Raw genomic sequence first — 18,828 nt, forward strand, 5'->3', positions numbered from 1 at the left:
CTTCCGGGAGGGAGGTTCAAAACAAAAATGCCATGCGCTCATGCAAGCGAATGGCAAAAGAAAGGAGTTCTTAAGGCTATGATAGTGGAAACCCCGGGCGTTGTCAAGCAGGAAAATGGAAATCCAAACCGTTTTTACGAACTTTACGGCAGGACAATTGCCGAGCAGGGTGTGGCTCCCATTCCCACCGCTTTGTTCCGTTATCAGAGGGAATTGGGACTTTCCTTCCAGGAGGTGGCTTTTATCTGCCACCTTTTGAGCTACCGGTGGACCGTTAAGGATCCTTATCCCTCCATCAGGGAACTCAGCAAGTTAACCGGCGTGAGTGAAAAGACCCTGCATTCCTATAAAAAAAGCCTGGTTGAAAAGGGACTGATCATTGTCCGCAACAGGTACGATTCCAGCAACGGCCAGCTGAGCAATGAATATGACCTGGCGCCTGTCTTTGAAAAACTGCAGCAGATTATTCAAAACGAGGGGGAAGAAACCCCTGATTCCGGACAGGGGTGTGTAAAAAATACAGACCCCCCTCTTACCCGGGTGGATCATGCCGGGGGGTGTGAAAAAATTTCATACCCCCCACTTTCCGAATTTCAGAGGGGGGTCTGTAAAAATTTCACCCCCCCTCTTACCATGGGTTCAGACGAATTAAATAATAATTTTGTTGTTGTTGATGTTGATGTTGATCGTGACATCGTTGATTACCAAAAACCGGGAGAGAATATGCCCGCAGACAACCGCGGCGAAACGCCGGACGAACCTGTAACGAGCGCCCATCCCTGCCTTAACACCGCTGTTTTGGGGGAGTTGCAGGCGGCGGTGCTGGTGGCCACCGGCGCCCGGGTGCCTTCAGAGTTCCTGGAGGAACTCCTGCTGGAATTTCCAAAAGAAAAGATCAGGGAAAAAATCAAACTTATCAGTGAAATGGGCAGCGGTACGGAAATCAGGAACGTCCCCGGCCTGCTGGTTGCCGCTCTCAGGGAGGATTACAGGCACGAACCCGGGCGGCCGCAGGGCCGGGTCGAGAAGAATAAATCAAAAACAAAGAAAGCGGAAAGTAAAACGGATTCTGAGGAACACGAGAAGCTGAAAAAACGGGAATTGCTGAAATCCCTTTATCTCTCTTGAGTTATCAGGCTTTTTCGTCAGTTTCTGGATTTTTCCGTGTGCTACCATAACTTTTCACCCCCATGGTAACATTTCCCTTGCATCAGAACGGGTTTTGTTTTATAATCCCTTAAAACATATGTTTGGGGGTGCGCGAAATGGCAAGAGCGGAGAAAGATAAGCCGGCCACCAGGGAGGAAGTGCTTGAAAACGCTTTAAAGGGGATCAGGCAGAAATATGGTGATGGATCCATCATGCGTCTCGGTGAAAACCCGAGAATGAACGTGGAAGCGATACCCACCGGGATACTGTCTTTGGATATTGCAACCGGCATTGGTGGCCTGCCGCGCGGACGCATTGTTGAATTGTTCGGACCGGAGTCCTCGGGTAAGACCACCGTTGCCCTGCATGCCATAGCCGAAGCGCAGAAAGCGGGAGGTACCGCGGTATTTATAGACGCGGAACATTCGCTTGACCCGCTGTACGCCAGGAAACTCGGGGTGGACATTGAGAACTTGCTCGTTTCACAGCCCGATTATGGGGAGCAGGCTCTGAACATTTGCGAGGATCTCATCGAAAGCGGCGCGATAGACGTGATAGCGATAGATTCCGTGGCGGCCCTGGTGCCAAAGGCGGAAATAGAAGGGGAAATGGGTGAACTCCAGGTCGGCCTGCAAGCCCGTCTGATGTCTCAGGCATTGCGCAAACTCGCCGCCATTGTCAACAAGACAAGGACTTTGGTTATATTCATCAATCAGTTGCGGGAAAAAGTGGGCGGGGGACACGGCAACTTCAACTCCATTCAGGAGACGACACCAGGCGGCAGGGCGCTCAAATTTTACGCCTCCATGCGCCTGGAGGTGAGGAAGAAGGAAAACATCAAAGACAAGGAAGGAATAATCGGGAGCAGAACCTTGATCAGGGTGGTCAAAAACAAACTTGCGCCGCCATTTAAGGAAACGACCGTAAGCATGATCCATGGTGAAGGGATTTCCAGGGAGTGGGATGTGCTGGAAATGGCGGAAAAGTTGCACATCATACAAAAATCCGGCACGTGGTACTCTTTCAACGGCGAGCAACTGGGCCAGGGCATGGAGAACGCGAGGAAGTTCTTAAAATCGTACCCGGAAGTAACGGCCCAGATAGTTGAAAAAATAAAAGCCGCTATTGTCGGCGGTAATGAAATGAAGCCTTTAGAAAACAAGGTTATCCCGTTGGTAAAAGACCCGGAGTAGCTCCGGGTTCCTTTTTACGGTTCAAACTCCACTTTTATCACCCTTCCGAGTATTCGTACCTCATCAATCCTGTATATCTGCGGCTGATATTTGGGATTATCCGGGTAAAGAATGACGGCTTCCTCAAGAAACTTTACCCGCTTAAGGGTGGCTTCCTCATCATTCACAAGGACAACGGCTATCTGGCCGTTGTCCACCGTTTCCTGGCGGCGTACAAGCACTATGTCTCCGGGATAGATGCGGCTGCCGATCATGCTGTCACCTTTAACCCGGAGATAAAAATATTCCCCGTTTTTTACTTCTTCGGCCGGCACTTCCACCCAGTCGATAATGTTCTCGTCGGCGTATATGGGCTCCCCGGCCCGGATTACGCCGAGGATGGGTATTGATACCGTAGGGCCACGAGGCCAGCCATCTATGTCTTCGATGATTTTATCCACCGGCCGGGGGTCATTGGTTCTTCCGAGCAAGTAATCAATAGATACACCGAAAAAATCGGCCATCTGTCTTAGGGTCTGTTGACTGGGCTGCTTTCGCCCTGCTTCGTAATGAGCGATCATACTTTGGCTTAAATGAAAAAGCTTTCCTAATGCTTCTTGAGAAAGGTTTTTTTTCTCTCGAAGCTCTCTTAACCTCTTACCAAAAATGGTCACAATAATCACCTATACAAATTCTAGTATTACCATTCGTCATGGTAAAGTCATATTACCATTAGAAATATTATTGTAAAAAGGCATTGACTAAATTACCCAAGGTAATTATAATTTAGACCAAGAGGGTATTACCTTGAGTCATAACAAAGGCAGGTGAAAAGATTTTGAAAAATGAACGATTGATAGATTTAAGAGTAAAAGCTGGTCTCACACAAGAACAAGTGGCTGAAGCGATAGGCATTTCTCAAAGTATGATTGCTCACATTGAGGCCGGAAGACGGGAACCAAGGAAACATATCAAAATTAGACTGGCAAAATTTTTCGGAGTGTCCGTGGAATGGCTTTTTTATGAGCAGTTTGATTACCTTAAGTCATGTTCAACGGGCACGTAAATAATACTTCTGTGAAAACATGGAATAACCTTCCAGAGAGCAAAGAAATATAGTCTCCTGTCCCCGGCCGCTGTAAAGATGGCGGCAAGGGAGAGGGGATTACCCTGACCCAGGAGCGCAGTGCAACGCAGTTAACCAGTTAACTAGACCCGGCGGAGGGAAAACGCCGGGAGGATGCACCAGCTAAAAATTATCGCTGAGGAGCCTAAACAACCTGCATCGCAGTGAATAAGAGGTGGACATGACCGGGGTGAATAAGAGGTGGACATGACCGGGCAGGAAACACGCACCTACTTCGCCAGCTTCTCCAGCCTTGCGACCCTGGCAACGAGATAACGGGTGTCTGTTTCGATGCTGTCCAGGCGTTCATCGAGGTGTTTTTGCAGTCGTTCGATCTGGTCGCCCCTCAATGCGAAACCGTCAAAGAGGGCACGCACCTTGTCGATAACTTCGTTTTCGAGGCGAAGCCCTAGCTTGTCCACCTTGTTGTCCACGTTGTCGAGGCGGGTTGCTAGATGGAGCTGGCCCTCTTCAAGAGAATCGAGACGTTTATTAATCTTTCCAAGCTGCTGAAGCACGAGGCTCTGGAATTCCTCATTGGTCATGGCTATTCTCCTTTCGCTTACGATTTGTGGCTTTTGGGGTTGTCAGTCCGGCCAAGCAAGAAATCGATGCTGACGTCAAAGAAGTCGGCGAGGCGGATGGCCGCGTCAAAGCTGATGGGTTGTTTGCAGTTTTCTATGTCACTCAGCGAACTTTTACGCATACCGATGGCTTGACCAACTTGCTCAAGGGTGAGATTGTTAGCTTTCCTTAATTGCCTGAGTCGCGCCGAAAAAACTTTGGAAATCATGGAACAACCTCTTGACAGTTCGGATATCCCGAACTACAATAAAGTTAGGGTGGTTCGGAATATCCGAACTAACTGGAGTGGTACTATGGGACTTCGTCATAATCTCATTAAAGCTAGAACAAATAAAAATCTAAAACAGGTAGATGTAGCAAGATATCTCGGTTTGGCTAAATCAACTTATTGCGAAATCGAGCATGGCCACCATAATCCCTCCTGGGAGGTGGCCCAGCGCCTGGAGAAATTCTTCGGTATTCCCGTCGGCGAGTTGCTGGCGATAAGCCGGGACGAAACCGGACCCGGTGGAGAATGAAACCGACCTATTTGGCCCGCTTTAATTCCTGGATTACAAACTCTTGCTGAGCTGTTTTTCTCACCAGGTAGTTGATGTCCAGAGCTATAGCATCCAGGCGTTCATCGAGGTGTTTCCTTAAGTTCTCAATTTCATCGCCTCTAAGGTTGTAACCGTCGAAGAGGGCGCGGATCTTGTCGGTAATTTCGTTTTCGATAAGGGCTTCCATTCGTTCCATGCGCCCGGAGAGCTCCTGCTGGCCCTGCTCCAGGTCGCCGATGCGCTGCTCCATGTTGCCGACGCGTTGCTCTATATTGCCGACACGCTGATTCAGGGCCTTCAGTTCAACAAGGATTTCTTTCAACAGTTGCTCTGACACGGATTATTCCCCTCCCGTTTGATTTTCTTTCACCATCTCCTTCATGACGGAGATGATCAATTCGCGTTGCAAAGGGGTAAGTTTTCGAGCTACGTCTATCATCTGGCGGATGTCCGGCGGCAGCTCCGGGGCCTGGTCGGCGAAAAACTCGGCCAGGGTGATGCCCAGGGCGGAGCAGATTTTTTCGAGGGTTTCAATAGATGGGACTTTAATTCCGCGTTCTATCTCACTGATGAACGGCTGTGAAAGTCCCGTTTGTTGCGATATGTTAAGTAACTTTTGATTGTTTGCTTTTCTAATCTCCCTGATTCTTCGGCCTATATCCATAAGAATATATTCCCTTCGTTAGCTATGAGCTAATTTTATCAACTCAACGACTCAGAAAGCAAAGAGCTTTTGTTAGCTAATGGTTAAATTTTTATTGACGAAAACTTAGCTGTTAGCTAAACTTATAACAAAGGGAGTGAGCCGCGTGTTAAAAAATGGTATCAGCTTTAAGATAAAAACACTAAGGGAGTCAAGAGGCGTAAGCCAAGTAAAGCTGGCAAGTGACAGCAAAATTACGGCAGCTTACCTCTGTGAGCTAGAAAGTGGTGTCAAGACAAATCCGAGCATTGATGTACTATCCCGGATTGCCGCCGCCCTGGGGGTAACCGTAGCCGAATTGCTGGACGAGCAACAGGCAAAGGCAGCGGGAGAGTGACTCAAAACAATATTTCTGTGAAAACATGGAATAACCTTCCAGAGAGCAAAACAAATTCTTGGCTCTCGAAAGAAGCGTTATCTCCTGTCCCGGACCGCCGGCAATGTGGCGGCGCGGGAGAGGGGATGGTGCGGCTACGATAACTACTTAGCCCTTAATTTTACGATCATATTGGCCAGGGCCTCCACCTGCTCCCGGTTCAGGTCCCGGGCGGCATCAATCAAGGGGCGAAGGTGGGGAGGGATCGGCGTGACGAAAGCACCCTCTGCAAAAAACTCGGGTAAGGTTATCCCCAGAATGGTACAAAATCGTTCAAGGGTTGAAAGGGGAATCTCGTTCTGACCCTTTTCGTAACGGGACACCTGGGCCTGGCTTACGCCAAGCAGTTCGCCGAGCTCACTGGCCGTCAGGCCGTACCTTTTTCGAAGCTCTCTAATCCTTTCTCCTACATTCATGAATTCTACCTCGGGATGATATACGGATTACGTATAATATTATCTCTGAAATATTATCGCCTAATAGTTGAATTTGCAAACACGCAATTCGTATAAAATATGTTGACTAAAATACGTATAACGAATATAATAAATCTGGAGGTTAAAATGCCATGGTCCCGGTAGGAAGCAAAATACGTATGTTGCGCCAAAAAAGCAAGCTGACCCAGGCGGAACTGGCTGCCAAACTGGGCATTTCCCAGGCCGAGGTAAGCCGTATGGAGCGCGGACGTACTGCCGTAACGGTTCAAGACCTTTATAAAATTTCCTCAGCACTTGACGTACCCGTAACCGCCCTGTTGGACGAAGCTGACTTCCATAAAGCTTGATTACTTTTAGTTCTCCCGGTAAACAGATTTTTCCTGCAGACACGAAATTGTAAAGTTATGAGGAAATGTCTCTGTTTTCATTAATTACGCATTATCTCCTGTCCCTGGCCGTCAAGCTCTTGACGGCATGGGAGAGGGGATAATCCGGAAGCCCCTCTGCAAGTCCTGCCGCATCGCCTCCTGATACAGTGGCCCGTAGGGGCGTGGGAGAGTGGTTGCGGCAGTAAAACCAGGGGTGCAGCGCAACGCAGTCCACTTGACCCGGCCGGCGGGGGGTGAAACCGCCGGGAGGACGACGACGGTCCGGGAAACAGTCGTACCCGCCAGCGAGGGTTAAACCTGGGGGAAGGCGGCCGCCCTAAAGAGCCGCGCCCGCGGCGGGGATGGCGTCCCGTCCGGGTAAAGCCCTCCACAGACGTGCAGGCTGGTGCACGAATTCTGTGGCGATGTTCCTTGACATAGCCCTTCCCCCCAGCGGCGGTTCGGCCCTGCCGAGCAGGCACCGCGGCGCAGTCGGTTGCCGCCGGGCCACCGGATCGAAAAACGGGGACCCCTGTGGGGATAACTGGGAGTATTCTGCGCGACGGTGCATCCCGTAACCCTGAAACCAGGGAGCCGTGCGAGGGGGCTGCTTTCCCCATTCCCGTTTGGCGCACCCCGGGCGGGAAAGTGTGAGGGCGGTCTGCTCCACGGTGCGTGAGCTCAGCTCCGGGCAAGGTACCGTACCGGCGCGAATTACCGCTGCCTCCACGTGGCGCGCCGGGGGCGCACGCATGCTCTCTTTCTGCGTGCGGCGAAAAGCGGGAGAAAGGGTGGGTCTTTTGTCTTTGAGCGAACTGAGAAGATATGCCTGGGAATACCGGCGGCAGTCAACCCCGGGAGCCAGGCGAGAAATCATAAGGATTGTGTGGAGACATGAGAAGGCGGAAGGACTGCGGCTGCTGGCCGGGATGCTGGGTGTTACATATGATTCTTTATACAGTGAAGGGGACATAAGGGAATTCAAGAGGCAACGGAATATGGCACGGCGGCAACGATCAGCCAGGAAAACCGGGAACATAAATGCTAAGGACGTTTCAAGACTGGCCGCGGCGGAGGCCGGCGGGGGTACAATCGCGAATTGTGGTGGAAAGCGGACGAAGTGGAAGAACAGCTCCGGCCGCATAAAGAGTGCAGCCGTAGGGCAGGCATGGAACGCAAAGCTGGGGGGACTGGGTTAGGGTATGGCAGATCTTCAATATTAAGATGAGTTAAAATGAGTCAAATTTTTTCAATTAGGAGTCCCCCATGCCGCTAATATGCGGCACCACGAAGGATGAAAATGGTTAGGAAGCGAACTTCTGGTGTACCAGCCCTAGGGTACAAGGTTACTCTGGAGAAGAAAGAGGATGAGACTGCGGCTTAGGGTAAAGTAGATTTTCGAAGGAGGGTTGTACTTTTTCAAAAGGTGCAAAGCAGGTCGCACATGTCGTTGAAGGTAAGGGGTTTCGATGATAACGAATTCCTCTACCTTCTCGATGGATAACTTGCTGTTCCTAAACGTTTCATGGAGTAGAGAAGCAAGAGTTCGATGGTGAATCTCATCTCCATCAAATATGGATAATTGGCCAGTGTATTTAAGGTTCTCGTAAGCCGAAAAGCAAAAGTAACCGCTTTGATCTACCTTCCACATAGCATTTTTCATTTCTTTTAATCCTTCGATGCGATTTGTAGCAAAAAAGAGAAAATATTTTGTTCGGTTATTTTTATCCCGAATTTCAAGAGAACGTACGAATCGAGCACCGGCAATTTCTTTTAATTGGCGGAGATAAAGGTTGGTCAAGAAATCCCTTCGTTTTTCAGACTCATTTATGGAGAGGGCTTTTTTCCATTCATCAGTGTCGAACAAGAGATTAGTCTTAGGTTCGTGTGTTTCACACCATCTGTTAACGGCGTCATACATGAAGTTAAACAAAACTTCACAGCTCTGGTATTGGAGAATTTTAGCTATTAACTCTAAAGGTACGCCGGAAATTCCAAATGGATCAATAAAGACAAATGACGGTGCCAGTCTTTTCCCTTGCTTTTTTAGCTCGGAAAGAACTTGTTCCATGACATTTTCAAAGGAAGTGGGAATCACTTCGTAAAAGATTCTCTTCCTCTTCAATGCTGCACTGGGGAATCTTTCCTGGCATAAACTTTTTAGGAATGTAGCTCTTTCTTTATCGCTTTCAATAAAAAACATTCTGATTTCGGCCTTAAAATTGCGTTGAAGGGAATGTTCGGAGGCTATCCGGAGTGCAATTAATGGAGAACCTTCTTCACCAGTACTGTATAGCCCAGGTCCGGCAAAGCCATCGATATATAGTATCCTGGAAAAAGATTGTCCCAGGATCGGAAACCATGCTTTAAGATATTCCCGAAGCACAGTATGTTTCGCTCTTGAGTGTTCCTTAAGAGGCCAAATAATATTTTTCATTGAAAAACCTCCCCGGTTGATGTTACTGCTAATATTCGTCTTTTTTGGTAAAATCCCTCCTTTATCAAGATAATGTTAAGACTTTTTACTTGCGCCAAACAAGGGGGAACTGTAGTTGGGGCTGGATGGGTTCGTTGAGTACTTGAAGAACCGGAATTGTTCTTCAAAAACCATAACAGCATATACAGGGGCCCTGCGCTGCTTTATGAAATGGCTGGAGGATACGACCGGTTCTCCATTCGACCCGGCTTCCGTTACGCCGCTGGACGTGGCCGACTATCGCCGGTACCTGCTGAACGGGAACCGCAGGCCGGCCACAGTGAACCTTCACCTGGATGCCCTGTCGTCCTTTTTTTCGTGGGCTGCGTCCAGCGGCGTGGTCCCTTCCGACCCGACGGAAGATATCAGGAGGGTGCCGGAGCAGCGCGGGGCTCCCAGGTGGCTCACGAGGCAGGAGTTAGGGGCGCTGGTGAGGGCCGTGCAGAAGTACGGCATTCCCAGGGACCGGGCACTGCTGGCGATTCTGCTTCATACCGGCCTGCGGGTCTCCGAGGCGGTATCACTGCATGTTGAGGACCTGGTGATCCGGGAACGTTCAGGCTGGGTGACGGTCCGTGAGGGCAAGGGTGAAAAACGCAGGGAAGTGCCGTTGAACGTCACGGCCCGGAGAATAATCCAGGAGTGGCTTACCGTCCATCCCGGCGGCGACTGGCTCTTTCCCGGGCGAAAGGGACACATGACTGCCCGGGCTGCCGAAAAGATCCTGGAGAAGTACGCCCGGCTGGCGGGGGTGGAGGTTACGCCTCACCAGTTGAGGCACACCTTCTGCAAGATGTTGGTGGACGCGGGGGAGAGCCTGGACCGGGTGGCGGTTTTAGCGGGTCATTCTAATTTGAACACGACAGCGCGGTACACCAGGCCCGGAGTGCAGGACCTGGAGAAGGCCGTGGAGAAACTGAGCTGGGAGTAGGGGGCGCGTGTCCCCTATTTTTTATGGAAGCTGCCGTTTTCGGGAGGGGCGGCGGGGCGGTTTGACCTCCCGGTTTTGCGGCCCGCGGAAACGCGGGCTTTTGTTGTTGATTATTATCTTGTAAAGCCACCGGAGAGGGTTGCCTTAATGCTGAATGAAGGGATGTTTTCTTCGCGAACCGGGGAATGGGAAACTCCGCAAACCTTCTTTGAGGCGCTGAATGCCGAATTTCGTTTCACCCTGGATGTTTGCGCCCGTCCGGAAAACGCCAAATGTCTGCGATATTTCACGCCCGAACAGAACGGCCTTTTGCAACCATGGGCACCGGAAACCTGTTGGATGAACCCGCCCTATGGCCGCGAAATCGGGCGTTGGGTAGAAAAGGCGTACAACGAAGCCCGGAGAGGCGCTGTCGTAGTGGCCTTGCTTCCGGCCCGGACGGACACGCGGTGGTGGCACCGGTACGTCATGCGGGCTGCGGAGATCAGGTTCGTTAAAGGCCGGTTAAAATTCGGTGGTGCGGAGAACAGCGCACCATTTCCATCGGCGGTGGTGGTGTTTACTCCGGGGAAAACAGCGTCGGATGGGCCGGTTGTGAGAACCATGCGGGTGAAATAGTGTGGCGCTCAACGCGGTAGAAGAAGCGCTGAATAAAATTAAGCAGGCCGGGGACGATGTTGATAAGCTTTACACGGTGGCTGACATGCTCGACCGGGCCATGCACCGGGTGAGATGCGCGATAAACGGGCTTTGGCTTCCTAAGAAGAAGGTGGGGTAAATGCTCTGGCGTACGCGCTTCCTAGTCGGATTTTGTGCGGTTTGCTGGCCTGGTGGGCCGGATAGGGATTTCGCTGGCCCGTTCGCGACGGATAACCGGGGCCTGAAGCCCCGGCCCGGATGGACGGCGGGCCGGCTTCCCCCAAAAATTCCTCCCCTTTCCTTTCGCCCGGCTCAGTGCCGGGCTTTTTTGTACAACCCGGGCGCGGCTGGAAAATCTCCCGGGGAGGAAGGAGGGGACGTTTTCTGTACCCCGTGTCCGGCTGCGCTACAAACAGAAAGGAGCTGTTTTTTGTGAAAAACCCCGGACTTGCGGCGGTGCTGAGTTTTTTGATCTGCGGCCTGGGTCAAATCTACAACGGCCAGGTCGGCAAGGGCATTGCGCTTTTCGTAGCGGCAGGTATTTCCGGCCTGCTCTGCGCGGTGGTAATCGGATTCATTCTGCTACCGGTCGTCTGGCTGTACGGCATCTACGATGCCTACAGGACGGCTGAGAAAGTTAACAAGGGGGCTGGTGAAAATGTTGCCGGGTAAAGCCGGAATCACCCTTCTGCTGGTTGCCATGCTGTTTGTCCTGGCAACACCCGCGATCGCGGACGACCAGCAGGTTCCGGCAGCGGAGTCCGGCGGGATCCAGCCGGTGAGCCCGGACCAGTTTGCGCAGAAGGTCAACACTATGATTGACGGTGCCTACAAAGCGGCCGGTCCCGTGACTGACGCCGTGGCCAAGATCATGCTGGCCGTGGCGGGCGTAGCCGCGCTGCTGGTACTCTTCAGCGGCATGAAACTATTTCAAAAAGTCGTCGGTGCAGTTTTGTCCATAGGTTTCGGTTTGTTGCTCTTCTATGGAGCGCCATACATCGTGGGTCTGGTCAAGGGTCTGGCCCAGTATGTTACAAGATAGAGGAGGGTTGGGTTATGAACTATGTGCGTCCACTGGAAGCTATAAACCGCATTCGCTCGCTGGTTACAAGGCTGGTCGGTATTCCTGTTTTTCTGGGCTCCTGGCTGGCCGCTACTGAAGCCTGGGCCGCCGGGGGTATAGTTGAGCGTACGGCTGAAGATGTGGCTACAAAGCTGGTTAATATCTTCAAAGAAATTCTCATGCCGATTGGTGCCTTCGTTATTTTCATTGCTGTTGCATGGACTGCTTTCCTTATCATCACCACGGCAAACAGGCCCGAGAAACGGGCCGAAGCAATGGGATCCCTGCCCTACATACTGGGCGGCGGCGTCCTCCTTGGTGGATCTATGCTGGTGGCGGGTTTTATCGTCGGCCTTATGGCCAAAGCCGGGCAGTAGAGGGTGGTGTTCATGCGGCGTTACCCCGTGCCCGTACAGATAACCGAGCCGGAACGGATCTTTGGTGGCCTGCTAAGCTTCAAGCAGTTCGTGTACATCGTGGCCGGAGCCTCATTAGGGGGCATGGCGGGGGCGGCAGCGGTATTCTTTCCCGTCCCCGTACGCTTCGCACTCTTTGGATTGGGCTGTGCGGCGGGTATGGCTATAGCTTTCGTAAAGCTGTATCACACTCCCATGGACGTATTCCTGTGGCACTGGTTCTGCTGGAAACGGAGCGGGAGGGCGTTTTACCTTAAGGGGGATGAGTAGAGTGGGAGCCTGGTTTACCGCGACCTTCCTGGTACTTTCGGCTGCCGTGGGCATGCTGGCCTGGTTCTATGCGCGGCCCCGCCGTACAACGGAGTCCCGCGCCGGGGCCGGGCGACCCGCCTCCCCGGGCCCCCGCCGGGCATCAAGTGGCCTGAAAGATTTCTGGGAGGTTAAGGACGTCCGGCGAAGCCTCCTGATCCTGACCGGGGATCGCTACCGCATGGTGTGCCGTATTACAGCGGCGGACTACTGGCTTCTATCCGAGAACGAGCAGAATAACGTCGAGGACGCCCTGCGGGGCGCGCTGCGGCAGCTGAACTATCCGGTGCAGTTCCTGGTTACCTCGGAGGCGGTGGACACCAGGGCCGCCGTGGAGGAACTGCGTGAGATGGCTCCAAGCCTGCCGGGTACACTGGCGGACATGGCCCTGGCCCGTGCCAACTGGTTAACCGGCTTGATGCAGGAGCGTGCGGTATCGGCCCGGCGGGCCTACGTAGTGCTCTCCTATAACACCGTGAAGGGCTTCGACCATGCTCTGGAAGAATTACAGGCCAGGGCAAATACCCTTGCGGTGGCCCTGGCGGGAGCGAAGATACGCCTGGAGCCGCTTTCTTCCGAGGCCCTTGTGGACCTGCTGGCGCACCTGTTGAACAGAGGACGCGCCTGGCGGCCTTCGGAGGCGGTTAAAGCCGGGGTATTGTGCCTGTATCACGTGGGCGAAAGGGATGTGTATGAGGATGCGGTTCCTGCAGCGTAGGCGTAAACAAGAATCGGTGGAGAAAGATCCCCTGACCCGGCACGTCCTGCGGGTGCAGAACCTTTTCAGTCCGTCGGGGCTTATTGATGAGTTCGACTGCCTTGCTTTAGGCGACCGCTGGTGTAAAGTTTACGGCGTATTAGGGCTGCCCCGCGAAGTGACGGTGGGTTTTCTTGATGAAATCTTTTTTGCGGGGGACGTGGATCTGTCCATCCACCTGGAGCCCGTGCCGGACGGGGAAGTATTGAAAAACCTGACCCGCCGCGAGACACAGGCCAGGGCGCAGTACGACCTGGATCGCAAGGCGGGGAGCATTTACCGCCTGCCGGAACTGGAGGCCCAGATCCGGGACTACCGCAGCCTCCGGGAGGCCGTGCAGTTCGGCCAGGACAGGCTATTTCACGGCACACTGTTCATAGCCGTCCATGGCCATACCAAAGATGAGCTCCGCAGGCGCTGCGACCTGGTGGAATCGGTGCTGGCCCGGCGCGGCGTGCTGGCCCACCCCCTGGTGTTGCGGCAGGCGGCGGGGCTGAAGAGCGTTCTGCCCTTTGCTTCCAACCGGGTGGAAGACTTCGCCAGGAACATGACCACCGGCGTGGGGGCCTGCTGCCTCCCCGTAACGGCTTCCGGGAGCGGCCACACGAAAGGCATAATGCTGGGGTTCAACTATTTCACCGGGTCCCCCGTCCTGCTCGACCGGTTTGCCGGGGAAAAAATTATCCCCAACCAGCACCTGTTCATTTCCGGCGAGTCCGGTTCGGGCAAGTCCGTATCGAAACGGCACATCGCCCTCCTGGAAGGCTACCGGGGGGTAAGGACGGCCTTTGTGGACCCGGAAAACGAGTACATTCGCTTCACGGAGGCTTTGGGCGGCCCGGTGGTGCGCTTGAAACCCGGTGTGTTTTCCGGAATGAACCCCCTGGAGCTGGAGCCGGAACAACAGGAAGACGGAACCTGGCGGGTGAATGTACTGGATAAAGTTGCCGACGTGCGAGGTCTTGTAGGGGCCGTTTTCCGGTACTTTTCCGGGGACGGCCTCACGGCGCGGGAGGCGGCCCTGCTGGAAGAAGCCGTGCTGGAGGAATACCGGGCGAGGGGCGTAACGCACGACCCGGGAAGCCTTTACGAAGGCGGCATAAAAAAGCCCATGCCCACCCTTTCGGATATACAGAAACGCCTGGCGGCCAAGCCCGGCGGGGAAAGGGTGGCGGACGGCATGAAACCGCTTCTTTCCGGCGGTTCCCTGGGGATGTTCGACGGCCAGACCACCTTGACCCTTAAGGAAGCGCCATATATATGTTTTGCCCTCAAGGGTCTGGGCGACGACCTGGCGCGCTTCGTGGGCGTATACGCCGTGCTTTCCTGGCTCTGGCAGATGTTCGCCCAGCGGGGCGGCAGGGAGGTGCCCAAGTGCGTGGCCGTGGATGAAGCCTGGATGTTTCTCAGACACCCCGACGCGGCGCTTTACCTGGAAACCCTGGCCCGGAGGGGCCGCAAGCACGGTTGCGCCCTGACCATCGCCACCCAGCGGTTTGAAGAATTCGCCTCCAGGGAGGCGGGCCGGGCGGTGATCGAGTCCTGCGCGACAATTCTGGTGTTGAGGCAGGAGGAGCATGCGGTCAAAGCTGTCATAGAATACTTCCACCTCTCCGAAGGGTGCCGCAAGATTCTCTCGGGGGAACATGCCCGGCCCGGCCTGGGCATCCTGCGGGTTTCCGGGCAGACCTTTGCCGTGCAGGTTACGCCCGCACCGTTCGAGTGGGAATACGTTGAAACGAAGGTGGGGGGATAGCATGCAAGACGACCACGAATACAACCCGGTGACCCCGTTGTTGCCCATGTTCCTGGGTTTGTTTATTGGCCTGGCCGTCACCGTAGTGTCCTATGTGGTCTGGCTCGTTTGGTGCATCTGGCGTGCGAAGAAGCTGAACCGCCAACCCACCGGGTTCCCGGAGGCAATCAAAGCCCGCATGAGGAAGTGGGGGCCATGAAGCGGGCGGCGGCTTTGTTTTTCGCCCTGCTCCTGCTCCTTTTTCCCCTGGCCCCTGCACTGGCGCAGGTTGATTTAATACAAGATCAGCCGGAAGACGCAGCCGGAGACCCGTGGGCGCCGGAGGACCGGGGAGGCACCTTCGAGAAAATCGTGGCCTCCCTGATAACTTTTCCCATTCGGATTTCCGAAGGTGCGCTGAAGGCCGCCGGGTTCAAATCCATAGACCAACTGGTGTTCCTGGAGGGGGTTCCGGACGACCAGAAGCGTTTCGTCCCCTGGGAGACTGAGGGCGAAAGGGGTAACCTGCGAGAATGGTTCGTCGCCTTATGCTCGATAGCCGCTCCTTTTTACCTTATCGTTATAGCGGTCACCGCGTTCAAGTTTTTCTACGCGGCGGCCAACCCGGGGGCCAGGCGGGAGGCAATGGAGTCCATCCAACGCTGGTTTTTGGCCGTCGGTATCATCGTGCTCGCACCCTTCGTCCTGGAAACCTTCATGTGGCTTTCATCGGTCCTGCTGGACGGAGTTGAGGGGGCTTTCCAGTACGTGGTCCAGGGTACGGGCAGAAGTGTGGGCGATTGGGGAGTTAACTTCGGCGGGGTGAACGTCAGTACGGGCTCCGTTCTGGCCACGGCCGTGGTCAAGCTGGCGTTCTTCCTGTTCTTCTGTTACCTGAACGTCATCTACCTGGTGCGCAAGCTGGCCCTGACGGTGTTCTATGTGTTCACCCCCTTGATGGCCCTCATGTGGGCCGGCAACAAAAACGTTACCGCTGCGGCCGTCTGGCTGGGGGAGTTGGCGTCCAACGCTTTCATGCCCGTGGCCCACGCCCTGGTGCTGGGTACCATCCTCATCCTGGCGGACGTAAAAAACCTGGAGGCCTCCTGGCTGGCCGTACTGATATACCTGTACACGGTCGTACCGCTGTCGGAGGTCCTGCGCAATTCCATGATGGGTATTTTCACCAGAGCGGCGGGGTTGAACGAGAAGGCCGTGGCCACCGGCGCGATGGCCGCCCTGGGCCTGGGCGGGGTGGTGTCCCTTGCCCGGCTGGGTGCGGCGACTTTCGCCTCCCGACCCCTCCCGCTGGAAGGGGAAAGCCCCGCTTCCGGCGGAGGCGAAGCACCAGAGGGCCCGCCTCCGGGCGGGTGGGGCGGCACGCCCGGCGGGATTCAACCTGCTCCCCGGCGGCAGGCCGGGTTTACCTCCCCGGATCTGCGCGGCGAAATGCCTGCCGGCTCTTCCGGCAGCCCGCCGGTGGCGGCCAGAGGAATGGGTTCGTCCTACGGGATGTTAGGTACACACTCCGCAGTTGGTCAGACGACGCACCCGGTAACCGGGTCGGAAGTCATTCCGCCCGGGTCACCGCTGAAAGGACGGGTTCAAAACCCGTCAATAACGGGACTTCTGGCGGCAACCGACACCGCCTCGCGGGCCGGTGAGTTCGCCCGCACCGGGGCGAGCATCGCCGGCGGCTTTGTCGGCGGTGTAGTGCCCGGCGGTGAAGCCATTGTGAAAACCGGGGCGTCCCTGGCGGCAGCCATGACCAGGGGCGCTTCTGTGGTAGCCGGCACCACCCTGCAGGCGGCCCGGCGGTCAAAAGAAGAAAAAGTGGGCTTCGGGGAGGCTTTAAAGGCCGAGACCGGGGCGGGCAGCGTCACCGGGGCCGCCGGCAGGGTGCTTTCCACGGCGGCCATGAGCGCCTGGAACCCGGCCCTGGGGCAGCGGCAGGCGAAGCTTTACGCGGCATATGACGCGGCGCAAAGAGGACTGGACGGATTAAGGTATAGGAATTAATGATTACTGCGGGTACCGGAAAGGTGCCCGTTTTTGTTTTTTGAGGTGATTAAACTTTGAGCTACCGCAGAATGGGACGTGGTCTGGCGCAGCAGGCTTTGAAAAGGGCCGCACTAAAGCTGCTCAAAAAGTCCGGGTCGAAGCTGGTGGCCGTAATCATCGGTACGCTGGGACCGCCCCTGATCATCTTTTTTATTGCGGTGGCCCTGGCCCTCTTCCTCTTCGCGGCGGTCTACGCGGCCATGCCGGGGGACCAGCACCTGACCGGCGTGAAGCCGTCCCAAGCGGACGCGGCCATCCGGGACTTCGCGAAGTCGCGGGTGGCGGAAATGAACGTGAAAGAAACCTGGCTCGTCCCCGGTGATGGCGCGTGGTACCCGGGTAAAGGCGAGTACACGTTCGGACGCCTGGTGGACCGCTACGGGCAGGACACGAAGCTGGTCAACGAATGGGGGGACGCCTACGCGCCGGTGCTGTACCGGGCGCTACAAACGGCGGGGACGGACCGTATGGCCGACCGGGCCTGGGTGGAGGCAAAAATCCGGGAAGCGGCGAAGGAATTACGCCCCTGGTTTTATTACAAGGAAAGCAAAGTCACCTACTGCGGCAAGGATGGGTGAACTGCAGAAACGGTTTACCTCCTGGTGGAGGCTTACACGATCAGGGGCCACAATCTTTACCGCTACCGATGGGTGACAAAAACCTACGGTGACGGTGGTTCGGTGACTTACGAAGAACTTGCAGGCATCGAGACCCTGGACAACGGCAGGAAGTACCTGGAGGCTTACTTGGCGAAAGCGCTCGGACTGCCGTCTGGTTCAACAGACATTGAGCTGGCCGGGGACATGGTCTTTAACGCGGGTATAGCCTTCACACAGGCCAGGAAAGAATGGCTGGCCTGGCTGGATCATGCCTTCGGTGTGACCTACGCCTGGGCCTCCGGTGCGGGGATCCCTGCCGAGTTCCGGACATTTCTGGAAGAGGCTGAAAAGCTCACGGGTATACCCGCCTGGTTTCTGGCAGGGTTGATTCAAAAGGAATCAGACTGGAATCCTCTGGCCGTTAACGACAGGACCGGGTGTTTCGGGTTGACCCAGCAGCACCCGGACTACTGGCCTGAACGGGCGCGGGCCGCCGGGTTCGACCCGGAGCGGGATAAGTGGAATCCCAGGGCGCAGATTATCGTCGGTGCGCTGTACCTGGTCTCCCTCTTTGACGCCCGGGGACTGGAATGGGAGGGTGATGGTTGGAAAAATGATTCAGACTTACATGCAGCTCTTGCACGTTATGGTGGTTATGGAGCGGACGTTGTGGGAGCGAAGCCTTATATAGATAAGGTCGTCACGGCGGCGCAAGCCTACCGCACCCCGGCGGTGTGGCCGGTGCCGGGGACGGGCAGGGGCGACATCACCAGTTACTTCGGCATGAGGTACCACCCGACCCTGCATATATGGAGGATGCACAACGGTATTGACATCGCCGCGCCGGAGGGGACACCGGTCGTATCGGTGTCGGGCGGTGTGGTCACGACCGGGTACGACAGTGAATCGGGTAATTTCGTGGTCGTCCGGGACGGCACTTATGAGTACGTCTACTGCCATTTGTCCCGGATATTGGCCGTAGACGGCCAGGCCGTAAGGCCCGGCGACCAGATTGGCCTGGTGGGGGCCACCGGTGAAGCCACCGGTCCGCACCTGCACTTCGGGGTAAAGAAGCTAAATACCAATAGCTGGATAGACCCGTTGTTGGTTTTAAGTTAATATTCTCCCCCGGGCTTGAAGGTCGGGGTATCCGACGCAGAAAGGACGGTGAGCTGTCGTGTTGTCCCTTGCTGTACTTTATGCGGTGGGGTGCCTATTAAATTGCACCTTTTACCTCATCGCCCGTTTGGTGGGAGCACAGCATGTTGCGGACAATCGGGCGCTGGCGTCGGTGTGGTGGATGCTCGGCGCCTGGAGCTGGTTCATACTGGCAATGGTGCTTTTTTAGAAAGGACAGACCTCTCCCACAGCGAATCGGATCAGGAAA

Annotated in this window: 27 protein-coding genes; 20 read left to right on the top strand and 7 right to left on the bottom strand. The window is 55.0% G+C overall.

Features of this window, described 5'->3' with window-relative positions; translation table 11 throughout:
- Positions 1-78: 78 nt before the first annotated feature.
- A complete protein-coding gene (locus D7024_RS04915) occupies positions 79-1,128 on the top strand; it encodes a helix-turn-helix domain-containing protein (RefSeq protein WP_165859268.1) in 1,050 nt (349 codons plus the stop codon).
- Positions 1,129-1,265: 137 nt separating this feature from the next.
- Complete coding sequence (gene recA / locus D7024_RS04920) at positions 1,266-2,342, top strand: recombinase RecA (RefSeq protein ID WP_121450783.1); 1,077 nt, start codon at positions 1,266-1,268, stop codon at positions 2,340-2,342.
- A 14-nt stretch (positions 2,343-2,356) separates the two neighbouring features.
- On the opposite strand, the gene D7024_RS04925 is transcribed toward recA, so the two are convergent.
- A complete protein-coding gene (locus tag D7024_RS04925) occupies positions 2,357-3,004 on the bottom strand; it encodes a LexA family protein (RefSeq protein WP_121450784.1) in 648 nt (215 codons plus the stop codon).
- A gap of 155 nt (positions 3,005-3,159) precedes the next feature.
- Between D7024_RS04925 and D7024_RS04930 the strand changes: the two genes are divergently transcribed.
- Positions 3,160-3,387: a helix-turn-helix transcriptional regulator gene (locus D7024_RS04930; RefSeq protein WP_121450785.1), complete on the top strand. Its 228-nt coding sequence runs from the start codon at positions 3,160-3,162 to the stop codon at positions 3,385-3,387.
- Between the two features lie 290 nt (positions 3,388-3,677).
- Here the strand turns inward: D7024_RS04930 and D7024_RS04935 are convergent, their stop codons facing one another.
- Together D7024_RS04935 and D7024_RS04940 are read right to left on the bottom strand one after the other, a co-directional pair.
- Complete coding sequence (locus D7024_RS04935) at positions 3,678-3,992, bottom strand: hypothetical protein (protein ID WP_121450786.1); 315 nt, start codon at positions 3,990-3,992, stop codon at positions 3,678-3,680.
- 17 nt (positions 3,993-4,009) lie between these two features.
- On the bottom strand, positions 4,010-4,240 hold the full coding sequence (locus tag D7024_RS04940) for a helix-turn-helix domain-containing protein (RefSeq protein WP_121450787.1): 231 nt from the start codon (positions 4,238-4,240) through the stop codon (positions 4,010-4,012).
- An 85-nt stretch (positions 4,241-4,325) separates the two neighbouring features.
- On the opposite strand from D7024_RS04940, the gene D7024_RS04945 reads away from it, so the two are divergent.
- A complete protein-coding gene (locus D7024_RS04945; RefSeq protein ID WP_121450788.1) occupies positions 4,326-4,550 on the top strand; it encodes a helix-turn-helix transcriptional regulator in 225 nt (74 codons plus the stop codon).
- A gap of 7 nt (positions 4,551-4,557) precedes the next feature.
- Here D7024_RS04945 and D7024_RS04950 read toward each other — a convergent pair whose 3' ends face one another.
- A complete protein-coding gene (locus tag D7024_RS04950; protein ID WP_121450789.1) occupies positions 4,558-4,908 on the bottom strand; it encodes a hypothetical protein in 351 nt (116 codons plus the stop codon).
- 3 nt (positions 4,909-4,911) lie between these two features.
- Entirely contained in the window at positions 4,912-5,235 is a 324-nt protein-coding gene (locus D7024_RS04955) for a helix-turn-helix domain-containing protein (protein ID WP_121450790.1), read from the bottom strand.
- A gap of 145 nt (positions 5,236-5,380) precedes the next feature.
- On the opposite strand from D7024_RS04955, the gene D7024_RS04960 reads away from it, so the two are divergent.
- Positions 5,381-5,611: a helix-turn-helix domain-containing protein gene (locus D7024_RS04960; RefSeq protein WP_165859270.1), complete on the top strand. Its 231-nt coding sequence runs from the start codon at positions 5,381-5,383 to the stop codon at positions 5,609-5,611.
- A 143-nt stretch (positions 5,612-5,754) separates the two neighbouring features.
- Here the strand turns inward: D7024_RS04960 and D7024_RS04965 are convergent, their stop codons facing one another.
- Positions 5,755-6,066, bottom strand: coding sequence for a helix-turn-helix domain-containing protein (locus D7024_RS04965; RefSeq protein WP_121450792.1), 312 nt, complete (start codon positions 6,064-6,066; stop codon positions 5,755-5,757).
- A 152-nt stretch (positions 6,067-6,218) separates the two neighbouring features.
- On the opposite strand from D7024_RS04965, the gene D7024_RS04970 reads away from it, so the two are divergent.
- The gene (locus tag D7024_RS04970) at positions 6,219-6,434 is read left to right on the top strand and encodes a helix-turn-helix domain-containing protein (protein ID WP_121450793.1); all 216 of its coding nucleotides are present in this window, start codon (positions 6,219-6,221) and stop codon (positions 6,432-6,434) included.
- 773 nt (positions 6,435-7,207) lie between these two features.
- Entirely contained in the window at positions 7,208-7,654 is a 447-nt protein-coding gene (locus D7024_RS04975; protein WP_121450794.1) for a hypothetical protein, read from the top strand.
- A 134-nt stretch (positions 7,655-7,788) separates the two neighbouring features.
- Here the strand turns inward: D7024_RS04975 and D7024_RS04980 are convergent, their stop codons facing one another.
- Positions 7,789-8,892: a three-Cys-motif partner protein TcmP gene (locus D7024_RS04980; protein WP_121450795.1), complete on the bottom strand. Its 1,104-nt coding sequence runs from the start codon at positions 8,890-8,892 to the stop codon at positions 7,789-7,791.
- A 115-nt stretch (positions 8,893-9,007) separates the two neighbouring features.
- On the opposite strand from D7024_RS04980, the gene D7024_RS04985 reads away from it, so the two are divergent.
- The 13 genes from D7024_RS04985 (at position 9,008) to D7024_RS05040 (ending at position 18,560) form a co-directional block, all read left to right on the top strand.
- Positions 9,008-9,862 carry a tyrosine-type recombinase/integrase gene (locus D7024_RS04985; RefSeq protein WP_121450796.1) on the top strand — a complete coding sequence of 285 codons (855 nt, stop codon included), beginning with the start codon at positions 9,008-9,010 and terminating at the stop codon, positions 9,860-9,862.
- A gap of 147 nt (positions 9,863-10,009) precedes the next feature.
- Positions 10,010-10,480, top strand: coding sequence for a DNA N-6-adenine-methyltransferase (locus tag D7024_RS04990; protein ID WP_121452470.1), 471 nt, complete (start codon positions 10,010-10,012; stop codon positions 10,478-10,480).
- Between the two features lies 1 nt (position 10,481).
- Complete coding sequence (locus tag D7024_RS14725; protein WP_165859271.1) at positions 10,482-10,640, top strand: hypothetical protein; 159 nt, start codon at positions 10,482-10,484, stop codon at positions 10,638-10,640.
- Between the two features lie 293 nt (positions 10,641-10,933).
- Positions 10,934-11,173 carry a hypothetical protein gene (locus tag D7024_RS04995; RefSeq protein ID WP_121452471.1) on the top strand — a complete coding sequence of 80 codons (240 nt, stop codon included), beginning with the start codon at positions 10,934-10,936 and terminating at the stop codon, positions 11,171-11,173.
- On the top strand, positions 11,160-11,543 hold the full coding sequence (locus tag D7024_RS05000) for a hypothetical protein (RefSeq protein WP_121450797.1): 384 nt from the start codon (positions 11,160-11,162) through the stop codon (positions 11,541-11,543). Before D7024_RS04995 ends, D7024_RS05000 begins: the two co-directional genes overlap by 14 nt.
- A gap of 14 nt (positions 11,544-11,557) precedes the next feature.
- Entirely contained in the window at positions 11,558-11,941 is a 384-nt protein-coding gene (locus tag D7024_RS05005) for a hypothetical protein (RefSeq protein ID WP_121450798.1), read from the top strand.
- Between the two features lie 12 nt (positions 11,942-11,953).
- Complete coding sequence (locus D7024_RS05010; protein WP_121450799.1) at positions 11,954-12,250, top strand: PrgI family mobile element protein; 297 nt, start codon at positions 11,954-11,956, stop codon at positions 12,248-12,250.
- Entirely contained in the window at positions 12,243-13,007 is a 765-nt protein-coding gene (locus D7024_RS05015; protein WP_121450800.1) for a TraC family protein, read from the top strand. Before D7024_RS05010 ends, D7024_RS05015 begins: the two co-directional genes overlap by 8 nt.
- The gene (locus D7024_RS05020; protein ID WP_165859272.1) at positions 12,988-14,802 is read left to right on the top strand and encodes a VirB4 family type IV secretion system protein; all 1,815 of its coding nucleotides are present in this window, start codon (positions 12,988-12,990) and stop codon (positions 14,800-14,802) included. Before D7024_RS05015 ends, D7024_RS05020 begins: the two co-directional genes overlap by 20 nt.
- A 1-nt stretch (position 14,803) precedes the next feature.
- Positions 14,804-15,001, top strand: coding sequence for a hypothetical protein (locus tag D7024_RS05025; protein ID WP_121450802.1), 198 nt, complete (start codon positions 14,804-14,806; stop codon positions 14,999-15,001).
- Positions 14,998-16,800, top strand: coding sequence for a hypothetical protein (locus D7024_RS05030; RefSeq protein WP_121450803.1), 1,803 nt, complete (start codon positions 14,998-15,000; stop codon positions 16,798-16,800). The genes D7024_RS05025 and D7024_RS05030 overlap by 4 nt, the downstream gene beginning before the upstream one ends.
- A gap of 56 nt (positions 16,801-16,856) precedes the next feature.
- Positions 16,857-17,420: a hypothetical protein gene (locus D7024_RS05035; RefSeq protein ID WP_121450804.1), complete on the top strand. Its 564-nt coding sequence runs from the start codon at positions 16,857-16,859 to the stop codon at positions 17,418-17,420.
- A 24-nt stretch (positions 17,421-17,444) separates the two neighbouring features.
- Entirely contained in the window at positions 17,445-18,560 is a 1,116-nt protein-coding gene (locus tag D7024_RS05040) for a M23 family metallopeptidase (protein ID WP_121450805.1), read from the top strand.
- Positions 18,561-18,828: the final 268 nt, after the last annotated feature.

The sequence above is a fragment of the Desulfofundulus salinus genome, assembly GCF_003627965.1.
Taxonomy (GTDB): Bacteria; Bacillota; Desulfotomaculia; order Desulfotomaculales; family Desulfovirgulaceae; genus Desulfofundulus; species Desulfofundulus salinus.

Coding starts and splice junctions, on each gene's coding strand:
- D7024_RS04915 (WP_165859268.1), top strand. CDS start 79: ATGATAGTGGAAACCCCGGGCGTTGTCAAGCAGGAAAATGGAAATCCA.
- recA (WP_121450783.1), top strand. CDS start 1,266: ATGGCAAGAGCGGAGAAAGATAAGCCGGCCACCAGGGAGGAAGTGCTT.
- D7024_RS04935 (WP_121450786.1), bottom strand. CDS start 3,992: ATGACCAATGAGGAATTCCAGAGCCTCGTGCTTCAGCAGCTTGGAAAG.
- D7024_RS04940 (WP_121450787.1), bottom strand. CDS start 4,240: ATGATTTCCAAAGTTTTTTCGGCGCGACTCAGGCAATTAAGGAAAGCT.
- D7024_RS04945 (WP_121450788.1), top strand. CDS start 4,326: ATGGGACTTCGTCATAATCTCATTAAAGCTAGAACAAATAAAAATCTA.
- D7024_RS04955 (WP_121450790.1), bottom strand. CDS start 5,235: ATGGATATAGGCCGAAGAATCAGGGAGATTAGAAAAGCAAACAATCAA.
- D7024_RS04965 (WP_121450792.1), bottom strand. CDS start 6,066: ATGAATGTAGGAGAAAGGATTAGAGAGCTTCGAAAAAGGTACGGCCTG.
- D7024_RS04970 (WP_121450793.1), top strand. CDS start 6,219: ATGGTCCCGGTAGGAAGCAAAATACGTATGTTGCGCCAAAAAAGCAAG.
- D7024_RS04975 (WP_121450794.1), top strand. CDS start 7,208: ATGCTCTCTTTCTGCGTGCGGCGAAAAGCGGGAGAAAGGGTGGGTCTT.
- D7024_RS04980 (WP_121450795.1), bottom strand. CDS start 8,892: ATGAAAAATATTATTTGGCCTCTTAAGGAACACTCAAGAGCGAAACAT.
- D7024_RS04990 (WP_121452470.1), top strand. CDS start 10,010: ATGCTGAATGAAGGGATGTTTTCTTCGCGAACCGGGGAATGGGAAACT.
- D7024_RS05000 (WP_121450797.1), top strand. CDS start 11,160: ATGTTGCCGGGTAAAGCCGGAATCACCCTTCTGCTGGTTGCCATGCTG.
- D7024_RS05005 (WP_121450798.1), top strand. CDS start 11,558: ATGAACTATGTGCGTCCACTGGAAGCTATAAACCGCATTCGCTCGCTG.
- D7024_RS05010 (WP_121450799.1), top strand. CDS start 11,954: ATGCGGCGTTACCCCGTGCCCGTACAGATAACCGAGCCGGAACGGATC.
- D7024_RS05015 (WP_121450800.1), top strand. CDS start 12,243: ATGAGTAGAGTGGGAGCCTGGTTTACCGCGACCTTCCTGGTACTTTCG.
- D7024_RS05020 (WP_165859272.1), top strand. CDS start 12,988: ATGCGGTTCCTGCAGCGTAGGCGTAAACAAGAATCGGTGGAGAAAGAT.
- D7024_RS05025 (WP_121450802.1), top strand. CDS start 14,804: ATGCAAGACGACCACGAATACAACCCGGTGACCCCGTTGTTGCCCATG.
- D7024_RS05030 (WP_121450803.1), top strand. CDS start 14,998: ATGAAGCGGGCGGCGGCTTTGTTTTTCGCCCTGCTCCTGCTCCTTTTT.